Annotated in this window: 15 protein-coding genes; 3 read left to right on the top strand and 12 right to left on the bottom strand. The window is 58.5% G+C overall.

All coding sequences use genetic code 11. The features are described from left to right. Positions 1-4 precede the first annotated feature (4 nt). The 11 genes from uppS to ABD919_RS19350 all read right to left on the bottom strand — a co-directional run bounded on the left by uppS (position 5) and on the right by ABD919_RS19350 (position 9,570). On the bottom strand, positions 5-751 hold the full coding sequence (uppS, locus tag ABD919_RS19300) for an undecaprenyl pyrophosphate synthase (RefSeq protein WP_345237699.1): 747 nt from the start codon (positions 749-751) through the stop codon (positions 5-7). Positions 752-880: 129 nt separating this feature from the next. Further along, a complete protein-coding gene (gene porG, locus ABD919_RS19305) occupies positions 881-1,630 on the bottom strand; it encodes a type IX secretion system protein PorG (RefSeq protein ID WP_345237700.1) in 750 nt (249 codons plus the stop codon). A gap of 42 nt (positions 1,631-1,672) precedes the next feature. Next, positions 1,673-2,623: a DUF6089 family protein gene (locus ABD919_RS19310; protein WP_345237701.1), complete on the bottom strand. Its 951-nt coding sequence runs from the start codon at positions 2,621-2,623 to the stop codon at positions 1,673-1,675. A 141-nt stretch (positions 2,624-2,764) separates the two neighbouring features. Continuing rightward, a complete protein-coding gene (locus tag ABD919_RS19315) occupies positions 2,765-3,658 on the bottom strand; it encodes an NAD kinase (RefSeq protein ID WP_345237702.1) in 894 nt (297 codons plus the stop codon). A 7-nt stretch (positions 3,659-3,665) separates the two neighbouring features. After that, entirely contained in the window at positions 3,666-5,072 is a 1,407-nt protein-coding gene (locus tag ABD919_RS19320; protein WP_345237703.1) for a POTRA domain-containing protein, read from the bottom strand. Between the two features lie 51 nt (positions 5,073-5,123). After that, positions 5,124-5,798 carry a CBS domain-containing protein gene (locus tag ABD919_RS19325; protein ID WP_345237704.1) on the bottom strand — a complete coding sequence of 225 codons (675 nt, stop codon included), beginning with the start codon at positions 5,796-5,798 and terminating at the stop codon, positions 5,124-5,126. A gap of 97 nt (positions 5,799-5,895) precedes the next feature. Further along, positions 5,896-6,681 (bottom strand): alpha/beta fold hydrolase, encoded by a 786-nt coding sequence (locus ABD919_RS19330; RefSeq protein ID WP_345237705.1) that lies wholly within the window; start codon positions 6,679-6,681, stop codon positions 5,896-5,898. A 38-nt stretch (positions 6,682-6,719) separates the two neighbouring features. Next, complete coding sequence (locus tag ABD919_RS19335) at positions 6,720-7,322, bottom strand: anthranilate synthase component II (RefSeq protein WP_345237707.1); 603 nt, start codon at positions 7,320-7,322, stop codon at positions 6,720-6,722. 42 nt (positions 7,323-7,364) lie between these two features. Beyond that, positions 7,365-7,895, bottom strand: coding sequence for a CvpA family protein (locus ABD919_RS19340; protein WP_345237708.1), 531 nt, complete (start codon positions 7,893-7,895; stop codon positions 7,365-7,367). A 99-nt stretch (positions 7,896-7,994) separates the two neighbouring features. After that, complete coding sequence (locus ABD919_RS19345; RefSeq protein WP_345237709.1) at positions 7,995-8,459, bottom strand: GatB/YqeY domain-containing protein; 465 nt, start codon at positions 8,457-8,459, stop codon at positions 7,995-7,997. Between the two features lie 94 nt (positions 8,460-8,553). Next, complete coding sequence (locus ABD919_RS19350; protein ID WP_345237710.1) at positions 8,554-9,570, bottom strand: hypothetical protein; 1,017 nt, start codon at positions 9,568-9,570, stop codon at positions 8,554-8,556. Between the two features lie 98 nt (positions 9,571-9,668). On the opposite strand from ABD919_RS19350, the gene ABD919_RS19355 reads away from it, so the two are divergent. From ABD919_RS19355 to ABD919_RS19365, 3 genes are all read left to right on the top strand, one after another. Continuing rightward, the gene (locus ABD919_RS19355) at positions 9,669-10,403 is read left to right on the top strand and encodes a pyridoxine 5'-phosphate synthase (protein WP_345237711.1); all 735 of its coding nucleotides are present in this window, start codon (positions 9,669-9,671) and stop codon (positions 10,401-10,403) included. 102 nt (positions 10,404-10,505) lie between these two features. Continuing rightward, positions 10,506-11,519 (top strand): tRNA 2-selenouridine(34) synthase MnmH, encoded by a 1,014-nt coding sequence (mnmH, locus tag ABD919_RS19360; protein ID WP_345237712.1) that lies wholly within the window; start codon positions 10,506-10,508, stop codon positions 11,517-11,519. Positions 11,520-11,863: 344 nt separating this feature from the next. Further along, the gene (locus ABD919_RS19365; protein WP_345237713.1) at positions 11,864-14,596 is read left to right on the top strand and encodes a T9SS type A sorting domain-containing protein; all 2,733 of its coding nucleotides are present in this window, start codon (positions 11,864-11,866) and stop codon (positions 14,594-14,596) included. 83 nt (positions 14,597-14,679) lie between these two features. Here the strand turns inward: ABD919_RS19365 and ABD919_RS19370 are convergent, their stop codons facing one another. Further along, positions 14,680-15,669, bottom strand: coding sequence for an AAA family ATPase (locus ABD919_RS19370; RefSeq protein WP_345237714.1), 990 nt, complete (start codon positions 15,667-15,669; stop codon positions 14,680-14,682). Positions 15,670-15,675 lie beyond the last annotated feature (6 nt).

The following is a 15,675-nucleotide window of genomic DNA, read 5'->3' on the forward strand; positions in this document are numbered from 1 at the left end:
AAGCTTAAGATACCGCGAGTTGCTCGCTGGTTTTGCCAAAGCGCCGTTCCCGACGCTGGTAGGCTTTAATGGCCTCCTGAAAATGCAGACGGCGGAAATCCGGCCATAGCAAATCGGTGATGTACAGCTCGGTATAGGCCAATTGCCAAAGCAGAAAATTGCTAATCCGCTGCTCTCCGCTGGTGCGGATGAGTAGTTCCGGGTCTGGGATGCCGGCAGTAGCCATGTAACCGGCCACGGTGGCCTCGGTGATAGCCGCAGGCTGCAGCTTGCCCGCGGCAACATCGGCAGCCATTCGTTGGGTGGCCTGGGTTATATCCCAGCGCCCGCTGTAGCTAAGTGCCAGCAGCAAAGTCATACGTGTGCCACCCTTGGTCATTTCCATGGCTTCGGCAAGCTCCCGCTGACAACTCGAGGGAAGGGTGCTGGTATCGCCGATTGCCTGCAGACGAATGCTGTTCTTGAGCAGGGTGGCAGTTTCCTGCCGAATGGTGTGTACCAGGAGTTGCATCAGAGCCGTCACCTCCAAGGCAGGCCGGTTCCAGTTCTCAGTTGAGAAGGCATACAAGGTCAAGTACTGTACCCCTAGCTCAGCAGCTTCCTCCACTGTTTCGCGCACTGCGGTGATGGCACTTTGGTGCCCAAACACACGTAGCCCGCCCCGTTGCTTTGCCCAGCGTCCGTTGCCATCCATTATGACAGCCACGTGCGAGGGAATATTTTGAGAGTCAATTTCGGCCTTGCCGGTCATCCTTGCGGTTTCGGTAATAGAGGCCGCAAGTTACGGAAATGGTTGCACTTGCACCGGCCCTCGCTTCACCTTCTTCCTTTAAAATGCAGATTATATGCTGAGTGCGCACCCTATAGCTAGCGCAGCGAGCTACTTAAGCAAGGTTTTGTTTTTCTTATACTGGTCTGGGCAAGGAATCTTATAGAAAGTGTAGGATAGGCTCAGGCCATTGTAATAGTACCAATCCTGGTCATGCCGGTTTACCAGGAAAGGGTCCTGCTCACTTAAGTGGTCAAGCTGGTCGGTAAACGCTTTGCGCGCGCCAAACTCCAACCCCAGGTTGAAATGCTCGGAGAGGGCGTATTTGAACCCCACGCCCATGGGCACGGCAACTCCCAGTATGGAACCCCGCTGGTTGTATGTACCGCCAAGCGTAGTGCTTTCGGTGCGGGTATTGGCATAAAAGCCGGCCAGGCCTATAAACAAATAGGGGGTGAAGTGCAGCTTATCGGTGCGGTAGTGATAATCCAGGAAATTATACTCCAGCGCTACTGAGGCCTCCAGTACACTTCCTTTGGTGTTAGCCTGGCGGAAGTTCTGTAGTGGCGGCACTCCCCCGTTTGCGCCGCTTACATTGCCATCATCTGCTCGCAGCAGACCACCCGTAAAGGCCCCGCGTAGTGTAACCGGCACCGATACATCCTTGCGGTAGAATACCGTGAGCGCCGGACGGTTGTTCTGCAGCTGATACTGCGGGGAAACGTCGCCTTTATAGTTAGTGGCTCCAAGGCCAAACCCGAGCTCACTGGTATTCTGAGCTTGGGCGGAAACACAAAAAAACGCACTCCCTGCCTGAATTGTACAAGCAAGGAGTGCTCCATGGAAAGCCGAAATCTTCATTAAGCTGACTGTTTGGTAAGATGCACAGCCAACTTAGGCTGGCTAGCGGAATTTTGGGTTCTTGATACGGGGCGTCAGGATGTAGTTCAGGGACAAACCCGTTACGATGTACCAGTCGGTACGGTCACCTGTGCCACGCTTGGCGCCGGGAATATCGAACAGGCCAAAGTCACCGCTACGAGTACGAGTGATGCCTAAGCCATCACCTTCAAAAGTGTTATTCGCGGGTCCGTCACCGGTTGCTGCAGTAGCTAAGTAATTACCACCGCCAAAATAAATCTGGTTCGGGGTTGTCAGCGAGTTGGCCGGAGCATAGTCACCGCTCACATCGTCGAGGTAGTCGGTGAAGGTTTTGCGCCAGCCGATTTCGAGGCTAGCATCGAAATTACGGTTGATGCGGTAGCGAACACCACCACCGAAGGGAAGCGAGAACTGTACCAGGCTGTAGCCATCGGTCTGCCCCTCGGTTTTAAGCGGCTGCAAAGCTACATACTGACCACCTTTGGTCAGGCCCTGTGGGTTGTGGTAGAAAGCTGCAACCCCAGCAAATACGTAAGGAACGAAATCGGGACGCTTGAGGTAGTTGTTGCGGTTTTCAATCAGGTCAACGATAACCGAGCCCGAGGCTTCCAGAATGTCGTTGCGGAAGCTCATGTTGCGGTTGTAGCGGAAACGAGCGTCCGGGTCATTCTGATTGGCTGCTTTAGAATCATCACCGGTGATGCGGCCATACGACAAGGCTACACGACCGGATACACGCGGAGCAAAACGACGAGTCAGGGATACACCTACGTTGGGGCGGGTGGCACCGAAACGGAAGCTGGTAAAGTTGGTTTCAGGAGTAACATCGCCAAAGTAGTTCATGGCGTTCAGGCTGAAACCGACGGAGTTGTATTTTTTGCGCTTGCTAAACTGCTGCGCTTCCGCCTTCGGCGCGGCCAGCAGGGCCAGCCCCAATAGGAGGGCCGTAGGGTAGGTGAAAATATGTTTCATAAGGCAGCAAAAATGGGGATACTTATGTTCGGGTGTTAGATACGATGCAGTGCGTGCGCAGTTTCAGACGGTGGCAAAAGTAGGTGTTGGCGGGAACTAAAAAAAACTTTAGCGATTTTTTTCAAGAAAAAACCACGTTAATCATACTTGAGTACCGGCAGGATTGCGCCGGTCAAGCCCCCAATTGAGCTTGCTTCGAAGTGTACTCAGGAAATTGACGTGGTTCAACTTCACCAGTCGGGCATTAAACGTCTCCCGGCGCACGGCAATTTGAACGGAGGCTTCTATTGGCAGCGAGCGGGAATCGAGTGAGAGCATATAGCTGGTATTGCGGCTTTCTACCTCAAAGGAAATCACGCTTTGGTCGGAGACAACGAGTGGTCTTACGTTCAAATTGTGGGGGCATACGGGTGCAATTATGAAATTGTTTGTTTGCGGCAGCATCACCGGGCCTCCACAGCTCAGGGAATAGCCGGTGGAGCCCGTAGGCGTGGCCACGACCAATCCATCGGCCCAATACGAATTCAGGTACTCCCCATCGATATAGGTATGCACCACAATCATAGAGGAGGTGTCGCGCTTCAGGATACTAAACTCGTTCAGCCCAAAACTCAGATTGCCAAAAACATCGGGGTCGGTATCGACACGAATAAGGCTTCGCTCCTCAATCATGAAGTGCCCTTTGAACAAGGCATCCATGGCCTGGGCGATGCGGTCGGGGGTAATAGTAGCCAGAAAGCCCAGGCGGCCGGTATGAATACCCAGAATCGGAATTTGCTGGCTTCCTACATAGGTAACGGTGTCGAGCAGGGTACCATCGCCGCCGATGCTCAGTACGAACTGCACTCCGCGGAGTGAGTCGCCCCGCCGGAACTCGGTTACGTCGTCGGGCAGCGTCAGGCGATTGTCGAGGTAGGTACGGAAAGCTTCGCCAATGCGCACCTCGGCCCGACGGGCTTTGAGGTCGTCGAGCAAGGCCTGGATGAAGGGAATGGCCTCGTCCTGGAAAGGCTTGCCGAGGATGGCAATTTTCATGACGCAATCAGATGGGGAAGGACGTACGAAAGAAATAGCCGGTTTCGCCCAAGCCATTGAGCGTGTATTCGGCCGTGAACACCCGGTCGTAATAGGTAACCAGATGTAAACCTACACCGACGGCGCTTAGCAGGCGGTTGGGCAGCCGGTTTTGGGGCAGTGACAGGTTGCTTACAACATAACCAGCATCAGTAAATAGATTGAGGTAGAGAACCAGCGGGATGGTGTTGATTTTCGGGTTGCGGATAGCGCCAAGGCGTAGCTGGCTGGCTTTAAAAGGACGATAAGACAGACCTTGCTGGAACAGGCCATAATGTTGACCATCTATTACGTATTCGTCGTAGCCGCGCACCAGGGCCTCATAGCCAAGGGCCCGGGAATCGGCATAGGCCAGCTGCCGGGAAATACGGGCCTGCCCGCTGAGGCCGGCCGCGTAGTAGAAGCCATGCCCTAACGACAGGTAGCGTGCGTAGCGCAGGCGGAGAGTGGTGAGCGCGGGAAGCGTGGAATTCAGAAACTGGCGGTGCGCGAGCATTGCCTGAAGGTAGCGTCCGGTAAGCGGGTAGGCGAAAGTATTGCGCTCGTTGCGGGTGCTTACCAAGGAAATATTCACGAACTCTCGCCGGGTTAAGCCATTAAAGTAGGTCGGATTGAGCTGATTTACAGTCTCGGTAATCTTCTCCTGGTGATAGGCCACATCCAAGGCCGTCAGAAACTGTACGGTGTGGCGGAAGCGCAGCCCGCCCGTGGAGTAGAAACGCTGCACCGGAAACGACTCATCCTCGCGCAAGGGAACCTGCCGGTCGGACTGGGTAATGTAGTCCAGGGTGTGGCTTTGGTAATAAGAGATGCCCATGCCGAAACCAACCCGCCGGTAGGGCCCGAGGCCAGGAGCTTCGTAAAACAGCTCGTACTTGCGATTAAACCCGAACTGCAGGTTGGCAATCACCTGCTCGTTGCGCCCCCGAAAATTGGTACGCAGCAGATGCAGGCCATAGTCGACCCGCTGCCAGCGGTCGGTGCGGTTGAGCCAGGAGCGGAAGTTGCGGTCGGCGAGCGAAAGGATGGGGACCGGAAACGTATAGAAGCGCTCCTGCAGTGCGAAAATCACGAACAGCTTACCCGCGCGGCAGCTGGCCTGCGTTGAGACGGCATGAAACAGCTGCAGGTTGAACAACCGGCGGCGGTTTGCTTCGAGGCGGGTACGGAGCTCGGATAAATCCAGCGAATCGCCTTCATGAAAATCCAGCTCAGCCCGCAGGATACGCTCCCGGGTGATGTCGTTGCCAGCAAACAGAATGGTAGCGACTGCGGCCCGACCGGCCGGGGAACAGGCAACAATCTGAACCAGGGTGTCGGTGGGCACCACTACTGGCGGCAAAGCACGCGGGACGGTATCGGGCGGGGCAGGCATGCCCGCCTGAAGCAGCAAGTGCAGCGAAAGCAGAATCCCCAGCACTCGCCCTTAGATGCTCAGGTAACGCAGCAGGGCGTCGTAGCGCTCGTGCTCGTCTTCACCCAGTGCCGAGGTACCGTTGAACTGGGCCGTTACAACGTAGCCGAACCGCTCCAGCGTAGCAGTAATGCGGGCCAGGCTGTCGGTATTGAGCTTCAGGGTAACCCGCACCCGGTATGGGTCGTGCTCGTCCTGGGCTACGTGGGCGCTGATAATCTTGGCGTTGTTTTCTTCAACGTAACGGCTGATTTGCGAAAGCGAATAGTCGCGCTCCTCCATGGTGAGGACCAGGATGGCACCCTGCCCGCCGGCGGGCTGCTGCCCAAAGGCGGCCAGCGCGTCGCTGATGGTTACCACGCCGGCGTACTCATGTCGCTCATCGACAACCGGAACCAGCTGAATCTTATTCTGGATGGCAAGCTCCATTACCCGGTAGAAGTGCTGGTCGGGGCGGACGAAAGTATCGGTAAAGCCCAGGGGAAGCTCGGAAAGCAGGGTGTTGGGGTCATCGAAATCAGCCAGGTCGGCTTCGGTGACCAAGCCGCGGTAGTGGCGATTGTCGAGCACTGGCAGCTGGCCCACGTGGAACTCGTCGAGCCAGCGGGCCGCCTTCGCGGCTGAGTCCGTCCCTTTCAGGGGCGGAATCATTTCGTTCATTAAGTCTTCGGCGAGCAGAGCAGGCATAAGCAAAGCAGAAAAAAAGAGGCACGACAGCGCACAGTACTAGACTAACCTCAGCCCTACAAAGTTTACCGGGCTGGCAAATATCAGGCCGGCAGGCTTAGAGAGGTGCTGGAGCGGCTTCTGCCTGGGTAGTACGCAAAAACCGGCGCAGGCAGTTGTTGAAGGCCGCAGGCCGCTCCATCATGGGAGCATGGCAGCAGTGGTCGAGGAAGCGTAGTTCGGCCCGGGGCAGAAGGCGCATAAACTCGTGGGCGACAGGCGGCGGGGTAATGGTATCGTTCAGCCCCCAAACCAATAGCACCGGCACCGAAATTTTAGACAATTCCTTACCCAGGTTATGACGCTGGGCGGAGCGGGCAATGGCGATAATACGCAGGCACTTAGCGTTGGAGTTGGTTACATTGAAAACCTCATCGACCAGTTCCTGGGTGGCAACAGTAGGGTCGTAGAACGTATAGCCAACGCGCTCCTTTACATAAGCATAGTTGCCGCGCTTGGGAAAGGAGCCGCCCATGGAATCCTCAAACAAGCCGCTGCTTCCGGTGAGTACCAGGCGGCTGACCCGCTGTGGATTGTTCAGGGTATACACCAGGGCAATGTGACCACCCAGAGAATTGCCAAGCACCGTGAAGGAAGACGGCAGCCCGCAGGCAGCAACAAACCCCTCGACGTAGGAAACCAGGCCTGGCACGCCGGCCTGGGTTAGGGGCATGGTGTAGACGGGCAGCAGGGGAATAACCACACGGTAGTCGGCCGAGAACTCGGCTACCACATCCCGCCAGTTGCTGAGGGCGCCGAACAAGCCATGCAGCAAGAGCAAGACGGGGCCCTGACCCTCGTCGACATACTCATACCCGTGCTGTTGCTGGGGGCGCAGTTCCATTGGTAGAGGGCTTCGGGAGACAGAAAGTAAAGTGAGGCCTAAGCCGGCGCGGAACCGGATTGGGCAATGATACAACAACGAAGCCAATTGGCCAAAATTGCCAATCCGTGGGCTGTGAGCAAGGCTTCGGGATGAAATTGAACTCCGTAAAGAGGCAGGCGGTGGTGGCGAAAGGCCATCAGCTCGGGGGCGGGGCCCGTGGTATGGGCCAAGGGCAGCAGCTCGGCCGGCAGGGGCTCACCTACTATCAGGGAGTGGTAGCGGGTAACGGGAAAGGTAGAAGGCAGACCGTCAAAGAGCAAGCTTTGGGGCCGACAATAGATGTCGGATACCTTGCCGTGCATGGGAACCGCTGAGCGCAGCAGCGGCGCGCCGAAAAACTCCCCCAGCGCCTGGTGGCCCAGGCATACCCCCAGCATGGGCAGCTGCTGGTAATATTCCTTGATTAAGGCCGGCATTACGCCAGCCTGCGCCGGATGGCCGGGGCCGGGCGAAAGCACCACCCCATCCATACGGTCTAGCTGCAGCTCGGCCAGGGACCTATTATTGCGCTGCACCACTACTTCGGCTCCGAGCTGACACAGGTAGTCGGCCAGGGTGAAGGTAAAGGAGTCAAAGTTGTCGAGCAGAAGCAGGCGCATGGGAAATCGTGGCTTAAACGCGGCTGCCGGTTAATTCATTTCTCACCCCTTCAAAAAAGCGGCTTTCATTCGCAGGAGCAGGTCCTGGGCCAGCGGGATGACGTAGCCCGTAATTTGCAGCGCAAACGGGGTGGCCTGCTGCACAAAGGGAAGCACCTGCGAGTCGGCAGCCAGGCCGGGGGAGAGCAGGCGCAGCCCCGCCAGGCCGGTGCCATGGAGCAGCAGGCTGATGCCCAGCACCCACTTCAGCACCCCGGCGGCGCCCCCGAGCAGGTTGTCGAGCATTCCGAGCGGTGTGAGGTGAACGGCGGTTTTCAGCAGCCCCCCCAGCAGGTGAACTCCCCACATGATGGCAATGAACACCAGAGCGAAGGACACCAGCGGCAGCATCCCGAAGGCATCGCCAACGTAGTGCCGCACCAGGGGAATGGCCGCCGACAGCAGGCTTAGCCCACCCACAATGCCCAGCACAAAAGCCAGCAGGGAGGCCACTTCCAGCACCAGGCCGCGCTGGTAGCCTTTCACCGCGCCAACACCCAGAGGCAACAGCAGCAGAACATCGAGGGCAGACATGTACCGTATGATAAAACACGAGCTATTGGCCATAAATCATGAGCTGCCGGCGTGCTGCCTGGTGCACAGCTCATGATTTATGGCTTATCCCGTTACCAGCTATTGATTGGTATTGTTGAGGAGGTTGCTTACTACCTGCGAAATCATCTTGCCATCGGCCTGGCCGGACAGCTCGCGGGCAGCTACGCCCATTACCTTGCCCAGGTCGGAAGGCCCGTTGGCGCCTACGCGCTGAATAATGGCAACCAGGCGCTCCACCAGGTCGGCTTCGGACAGCTGCTGGGGCAGGAACTCCTCGATGACGGCCAGCTCGGCCAGCTCGTTGGCTTCCAGGTCGGAGCGAAACTGCTCCTTATATATAGTAGCCGCATCGCGGCGCTGCTTGGCAGCTTTGTTGAGCAGCTTCATTTCGGCGTCGGACGTGAGCCCGGCTGCGCCGGCACCCTCGGCAGTCTCGGCCAGCAGAATCTGGGATTTGATGCTGCGCAAGGCAGTGAGGCGTACTTTATCTTTGGCCAGCATGGCCTGCTTGATAGCAGCGTCGATGGTTTCTTTAAGGGGCATAGGTGTAAAATGTCAGCGTGAGAGAATGGGATGCGGGCACAAAAGAACAGCTTTACGGACAAGAAAGCCCGGCGGTAGGCAGCCAGTCCCCTGGCTACGATAAAAAGTGCTGCATGAATTCCTGCGGCTGGTCGACGTACAGGGCCACCTGGCGCACCCGCCGGCGGATGCCGTAGGGGCCGGCTACTTCCACCGGCTCGGCAAAGCTGAGCAGCAGATTCGGGACGGTAAAGAGCAGCTTGCTGGTGTTCAGCACCCCGGAACCGGGGGCAGGAGCATCGGTTATTTTCTCGATGCCAACCACCTCCGAACGAGGCACGACCAGCTTCCAGACAAACCCCACGCGCAACACCAGGCTGTCGGGGGTGAGCAATGTGGGCCGCAGCCGCACCCCGTGCCCGTGGGCCAGCAGCAAGAGCAGGGTGTATACATCCAGAAGGAGCAGCACATTGGCCAGCACCTGGCTCCACAGGCTGGCCAGCAAGTGTACAGCTGCCGTTTCAATAAGGGAAATGCTACACACCACAGCGAGCGTCGCCGTAAAGGCCGACTCCCGGTGCCCGGTAAAGCAAACATCCTCCGGGCGGGCTTCGGGGGCAGCCCACCAGCCCAGCAGCGCATAGCGCACCATTGCCACTTCGAACACCAGCGGTGCCAGGGAGCGGCCCAGCACCTGCTGAAAAGCCGTGCTCAGGTTCAGCATAAAATCGGCCTCGTGCTGCCGGGCCTGGCCGTAGGCCTGCACCAGGCGACGCAGGTTGACCATGACCAGACTAACGGTAAGAACCTCGAGCACCACCAGCAGGTGGCTGGCCTGGTGCAAGTATTGCTGCTGAGGAGTGGGTATGAGCAGGTAACCCAGTCCCAGCGCCGCCCCAAAAGCGGCCGCTATACTACTCACGGGCAAGCCGTAGCGGCGCACTACCAACCAATAGTACAGGGCCGGAATGCATACCAGCAAGTCGAACGTAACTGCGAAGGGCAGCAAGGGCCGCTGGGTAAACACCGGCAAGGTGGTTACGAGCCGCTCGACAGCCAGCAGGAGCAGCAGCAGGCCGCCAAATACCAGCAGCGGCCGTGCACGGGTGATAAGGGGTGGAGAGATGGTCAAGGGCCGGCGAATGGGTAAGGAGTGTATGCTGGCATTTCGCGCAAACTCTGCGACCTTCGCGTCCTTATTCCGGCGCAAACCGCCCAGCCTGCTATTCCATGACGAAGCTAAGCGTTAACATCAATAAAATTGCCACCCTGCGCAATGCCCGGGGCCACAACCGTCCCGATGTGCTGCAAGCCGCCCGCGACATTGAGCGGTTTGGAGCCGAGGGTATTACTGTGCATCCCCGACCCGACGAGCGTCATATTCGCTACCAGGACGTGCGCGACCTGAAGGGCATAGTCACCACGGAGCTAAATGTAGAGGGTAATCCGACACCTGACTTTCTGGACCTGGTGCGCGAGGTGCGGCCCGAGCAGGTGACGCTGGTGCCCGACGCGCCCGACGCCATTACGTCCAATGCCGGTTGGGATACGCTGCGGCACCAGGGCTACCTGCGCGATGTAGTAGGCGAGCTTCAGCAGCTGGGCTGCCGGGTCAGCATCTTCCTCGACCCAGACCTGGCCCTGGTAGAAGCGGCCGCCCAAACCGGCACAGACCGCATTGAGCTCTATACCGAAGCGTATGCCCGCGGCTACCATGCCAACCGGGAAGCGGCAGTGGCCGCGTACCGCCTGGCAGCAGCCCGGGCCGGACAGCTGGGGCTGGGCGTGAATGCCGGCCATGACCTGGACCTGGACAACCTGGCCTGGCTGCACCAGCAGCTGCCCGAGCTGGCCGAGGTAAGCATTGGGCATGCCCTGATTTGCGATGCGCTGTACCTGGGGCTGGAGAATACAGTGCAGCTATACCGGCGGCAGCTGGCCCCCCGCGCAGGCAGCAGCCACTAACTTTAACCTATCCATACCAAACCGAGCGTTTGCCCCCGTCTTTCTTACCAGGTATTGTTTTTTCCTGCTTACCGCCTGGCCAGCCCTTCTCCTAATAGTAGTATGCCCCGTCACTCCCTAGCTGAGTTCCTGGCCCTCCCCTACCCTATTCTGGATGTGCGGGCACCGTTAGAGTACGCCCAGGGTCATATACCCGGTGCGCTTAGCCTGCCGCTGTTTACAGACGAGGAGCGGGCCCGCATTGGCACCACCTATAAGCAGGTAAGCCAGGAGAAGGCCGTGTTGCTGGGACTTGACTTTTTTGGCCCGCGAATGTCGACCATGGTGAAGCAGGCCCAGCGCCTGGCCCCGGGCCGGCAGGTGCGGCTGCACTGCTGGCGGGGTGGTATGCGCAGCGGCGCGGTGCTGTGGCTGCTGGAGCTGGCCGGCTTTACGGTACATCTGCTCGACAAAGGCTATAAAGACTACCGGCGGGCCGTACTGGCAGAATTTGAGCGTCCCCGGAGCTGGCGGGTGCTGGGTGGGTTTACGGGGAGCGGCAAAACCGATGTACTGCAACACCTGGCGCAGGCCCCGCACCAGCAGCCCGTTCTGGACCTGGAAAAGCTGGCCTGCCACAAAGGCTCGTCCTTTGGCTCCATTGGGCAGCCGGCCCAGCCCACGCAGGAGCAGTTTGAAAACGAGCTGGCCGCGGTGCTCACTACCTTGCCCGCCGCACCTATCTGGGTGGAAGACGAAAGCCGGCAGATCGGGCGGTTGACCATTCCCCTGCCCCTGTTCGAGCAGCTGCAGCAGGCGCCCCGGTGGGTGCTTGATGTTCCACGCCCGGCGCGCGTTGCCAAGCTGGCGGCGGAGTATGGCTCACAAGACCCGGCCCTGCTGAGTGAAGCCGTGCAGCGCCTGGCCAAGCGGCTGGGCGGGCTGGCCACGAAGGAAGCGCTGGCGGCCATTGCGGCGGGCGACATGGCCCGCATGGTTGAGCTCTGCCTGAATTATTATGACAAAACCTATGCCTTTGGCCTGATAGGTCAACCGGGCAGTCCACCCCAGACCACTGTCAGTGTCAGCTCGTCCGACACAGCAGCCAATGCCCTTACCCTTCTAAATGCGGCCTAAGGAGCAAAGCCATAAACATCACAAAGTGTGCGCTTTGCCGTACGGGCAAGGAGCTGTGGCACCGATGTCATAATTTCTCTGCAAATTTGAGTTGAGCTTCGCTAATTGATAAAGCTGCTTTAGGAAGTCGTTGGAACGTCATGCGAAGCGTAGGCGAGGGCGAAGTCGAAGCACCTCTACCTCGAGCGTAAACCCAATCAAATAGACTACTTCCCTTGGCAGGATACTTCAAGCGCGCTTCGCTCAGCATGACGGCCATCAGGACTTTCATCCTTTTTGAACAGCTTCGATAGCTCATAATACCGCAGTTACTTCACTTTTCCTCCCACTCATTTTTCTTTTTCATGTTCAAATCCCTACAAAACCGATTGAAACAAGCTAGCCGGTGGCTTCCGGTGCTGCTGTTGCCATTGGCTGCACATGCCCAGGCCCCAGCCAACGACAACTGTTCGGGCGCAATCGCACTGACAACCGGTACAACCTGTACTCCGATTACTGCCTCGAATCAGAATGCTACCGCCTCGCCCCAGGCGGCACCCACGTGTGCTGGCGTAGTAAACGACGATGTTTGGTTTAGCATAGTGGTGCCGGCCAGCGGCTCGGTCGTTGTTACCACCAGCGCAGTAGCCGGCAGCAGTTTAACGGATACCGTGCTGGGCCTGTACTCGGGCACCTGCGCGGCTCTGACTCAGATTGGCTGCAACGACGATGCCAATGGCCTCTATTCGTCGGTGACGGTTGCTGGCCTGCCTGCGGGCTCCACCATTTATGCCCGGGTGTTCAGCTACGACGCAACCCCCACCGGCCAGTTTGGCATTTGCGCAGTAGGTGGCAGCGCTGCTCCTGCTAACGATAACCCCAGCGGGGCCATTGCGCTGACCATGGGCAGCACCTGCACGCCGACCAACGGCACCAATGCCGGTGCTACCACCACCACGCCCAGCGGCTACACTAACCCAGGCGGCTGCGGCATTGCCGTAAGCCCCCGGGATGTGTTTTATACCTTCACTACTGCTGCCAGCGGCGCAGGCAGCACTGCCGCTACGGTGACGGTGACTGGCAACCCGGCTGGTCTGGTGCGGGTGTTCCAGTCAGCGGGCGGTGCCGCTGGTCCCTTTACGGAAGTAAGCTGCTCGGCTGGTACCACCAACAACACGGTAGCTTCCCCGCTGGGTCTGACTAACCTGACGCCGAACACCACCTACTACATCTCAGTATCCGGCTACGGCTCGAACGACACGCAAGGTGCTTTCACCATCTGCGTAACCAATTCCGCTACTCCTACCTGTGGCAACCCCACGGCCCTGAGCGTGTCGAACGTCACCAACACCTCGGCTACGTTTAGCTTCACTGCTGGTGCCAACAACACGAGCTACATCGTTACGCTCACGCCGCAGGGTGGCATGGCCACTACCATTTCTCCGAACCCCACTTCCTCGCCGGTTCAGCTGACGGGCCTGACTCCCAACACCCAGTACACCCTTACCATCCAGAGCCAGTGTGCTAATGGTGGCATGGGAACGGCGCTGAGTGGCACTTTCACGACGCAAGCCGGTGCCGCCCCTGTTAACGACAACCCCAGTGGGGCCGTAACCCTGGCCATAAGCAGCACCTGCACTCCCACCAGCGGCACCAATGCGGGCGCTACCACCACCACGGCCAATGGCTATACCAATCCTGGTACAGGCTGTGGCATTGCCATAAACCCCAAGGATGTGTGGTACAGGTTCACCACGGCTGCTTCGGGCCTGGGCAGCACGGCAGTTACCATTACGGTTACCGGCGCACCGGCCGGCTACCTGCGTCTGTTTTCTTCCACCGGCGGTGCCTCCGGGCCCTTCACGGAAGTTGCCTGCGCCTCCGGCGGCAACAACAACACCGTTTCGGCACCGCTGTCGGTGAATACCCTGATGCCCAACACCACCTACTATGTATCGGTGGCCGGTTATGGCTCGAACGACACGCAGGGCGCTTTCACCATCTGCGTAACCTCAACGCCTAACAACGACCTAGCGGTGCAGTCCATTCAAACCCTGGGCACGGTATCGAGCTATGCCTCGCCCGTGGGCGTGCAGGTGGTTATCCGCAATGCAGGCGTGGCCGCCACAACGGCCCGCAACGTAACGTTGACGGTCAGCGGTGCTACCACTTACACTTCGACCCAGCCAGTACCGGCAATTGCCGTCGGCGCTACTGCCATTGTTACTTTCCCTGCCTTCCCGATTACGGCTTCTACCGGAACCAACACCATTACGGTAACCTTGCCGGCCGACGATGCTCCGGCCAACAACACGGCCACTACGCAGCAGGCAGTGTCGAGCAACATGCTGTCGTATACCACCCCAGGTACCACCACCTTTGCCGGTGGCTTCGGCTCCAACACTGCTGCTAACGCAACGGTTTACGTACGTTACACTACCAACACTACGCCGACTACGGTAACTGCTGTCACGCCCACCTTTGCTGGCACGGCTACTGCTTCCAACAACTACGAAGTAGTGATTACAGATGCCTCCGGCGCGAATGGCGCTCCGGGCATGGTGCTCTACACTTCCCCGGCCCGCGTGCGTCCGCTGGCTGGCGGGGCCGATGTAGTGCCCATTCCCAACATCGCCGTATCGGGCAGCTTCTACGTGGGCGTACGTCAGCTGACGACCACCAACTTTGGCCTGGCATATGAAAACGAGTCGCCCCTCCGCACAGGCACCTTCTTGTTCTCGACCAATGGCATGACGTTCACGGACCTGAGCACGGCGGGTACTACGTTCCGCCCGGCCGTAGCCGTAACGCTGCGCAACCCGCTGGCTACCCGCAACGATGCCCTGGCTGCCACGGTAGGCCTGTACCCCAACCCAGCACACCGTGCCTTTACGCTGGCTGTGCCGGCCGGCAAGCTGCACAACGCCAGCGCTACGCTCTACAATGGCCTGGGTCAGGTAGTACAGCAGCGTCAGCTGAACCTGCCCGTGGCTGGTGGCGAAGCTACCTTCGACGTAGCTGGTCTGGCTGCCGGCGTGTACACGCTACAGCTGAAGACCGGCGCCGAGCTGGTAGTGAAGCGTGTAGTAGTAGAATAGCTCCGGCGGCTGGCAACTAAGCCAGCATCCGGCAATAAAAAAGCCCCGCCAGTTTTGGCGGGGCTTTTTTATTGCCGGATGCCTTAGCTAATCGGCACCTTGCGCAGAATGGACTCAATCAAATCCTGGGTGCGCACGCCATCGGCTTCGGCTTCGTAGGTGAGCAGAATGCGGTGATTGAGCACGTCGGAAGCCACCTCCTTAATGTCTTCGGGCAGTACATAGTCGCGGCCATCGAGGTAGGCCACGGCTTTGGATGCGCGGTGCAGGGCAATGCTGGCGCGGGGGCTGGCGCCAAACTGTACGGCCTGGGCAAACTCGGGCAGCTCGTAGTCGGCCGGGCGGCGGGTAGCGAATACCAGCTCGATGAGGTATTTCTCGAGTGTCTCGGATATCTGCACCTGGTTTATCTGTTGGCGGATGCCGAAAATATCTTCCTTGGTCAGAATAGCCTGCACATCGTCCTGAAAGCTCAGGTTGGCCATGCGGCGCATTACCTCCAGCTCATCGGCCTTCTTCAGGTAGTCGACGTGTACTTTTAGCATGAAGCGGTCGACCTGGGCCTCGGGCAGCGGGTAAGTGCCTTCCTGCTCCACCGGGTTCTGGGTGGCCAGCACCAGAAAAGGCAAGTCAAGCGGATAGGTGGTTTCACCAATAGTAACCTGCTTTTCCTGCATGGCTTCGAGCAAGGCACTCTGGACCTTGGCTGGCGAGCGGTTGATTTCATCGGCCAGCACGAGGTTAGCGAAAATGGGTCCTTTCTTTACTTCGAAGATGGACTGGTTCTGGTTATAAATCATGGTACCCACCAGGTCTGAAGGCAAGAGGTCGGGGGTAAACTGCACGCGCTGAAAGTGCAGGTGCAGCACCTTGGCCAAGGTGGAGATGGTAAGCGTTTTGGCCAAGCCGGGCACGCCCTCAAGCAGGATGTGCCCCCCGGTGAATAACCCAATCAGGAGGCGGTTAAGGAGCTGCTGCTGGCCCACCACCACTTTCCCCATCTCAGAAAACACCTGACGGATGAGGGGTTGGTAGTTGACAGAAGGGAGGGTCGAATCGGGGAGAGTAGCCATAGAAGA

The organism is Hymenobacter saemangeumensis, assembly GCF_039541835.1.
GTDB classification, from domain to species: Bacteria; Bacteroidota; Bacteroidia; order Cytophagales; family Hymenobacteraceae; genus Hymenobacter; species Hymenobacter saemangeumensis.

Coding starts and splice junctions, on each gene's coding strand:
- ABD919_RS19365 (WP_345237713.1), top strand. CDS start 11,864: ATGTTCAAATCCCTACAAAACCGATTGAAACAAGCTAGCCGGTGGCTT.
- ABD919_RS19340 (WP_345237708.1), bottom strand. CDS start 7,895: ATGTCTGCCCTCGATGTTCTGCTGCTGTTGCCTCTGGGTGTTGGCGCG.
- uppS (WP_345237699.1), bottom strand. CDS start 751: ATGACCGGCAAGGCCGAAATTGACTCTCAAAATATTCCCTCGCACGTG.
- ABD919_RS19310 (WP_345237701.1), bottom strand. CDS start 2,623: ATGAAACATATTTTCACCTACCCTACGGCCCTCCTATTGGGGCTGGCC.
- ABD919_RS19370 (WP_345237714.1), bottom strand. CDS start 15,669: ATGGCTACTCTCCCCGATTCGACCCTCCCTTCTGTCAACTACCAACCC.
- mnmH (WP_345237712.1), top strand. CDS start 10,506: ATGCCCCGTCACTCCCTAGCTGAGTTCCTGGCCCTCCCCTACCCTATT.
- ABD919_RS19325 (WP_345237704.1), bottom strand. CDS start 5,798: ATGCCTGCTCTGCTCGCCGAAGACTTAATGAACGAAATGATTCCGCCC.
- ABD919_RS19335 (WP_345237707.1), bottom strand. CDS start 7,322: ATGCGCCTGCTTCTGCTCGACAACTTTGACTCCTTTACCTTCACCCTG.
- porG (WP_345237700.1), bottom strand. CDS start 1,630: ATGAAGATTTCGGCTTTCCATGGAGCACTCCTTGCTTGTACAATTCAG.
- ABD919_RS19355 (WP_345237711.1), top strand. CDS start 9,669: ATGACGAAGCTAAGCGTTAACATCAATAAAATTGCCACCCTGCGCAAT.
- ABD919_RS19320 (WP_345237703.1), bottom strand. CDS start 5,072: ATGCCTGCCCCGCCCGATACCGTCCCGCGTGCTTTGCCGCCAGTAGTG.
- ABD919_RS19345 (WP_345237709.1), bottom strand. CDS start 8,459: ATGCCCCTTAAAGAAACCATCGACGCTGCTATCAAGCAGGCCATGCTG.
- ABD919_RS19315 (WP_345237702.1), bottom strand. CDS start 3,658: ATGAAAATTGCCATCCTCGGCAAGCCTTTCCAGGACGAGGCCATTCCC.
- ABD919_RS19330 (WP_345237705.1), bottom strand. CDS start 6,681: ATGGAACTGCGCCCCCAGCAACAGCACGGGTATGAGTATGTCGACGAG.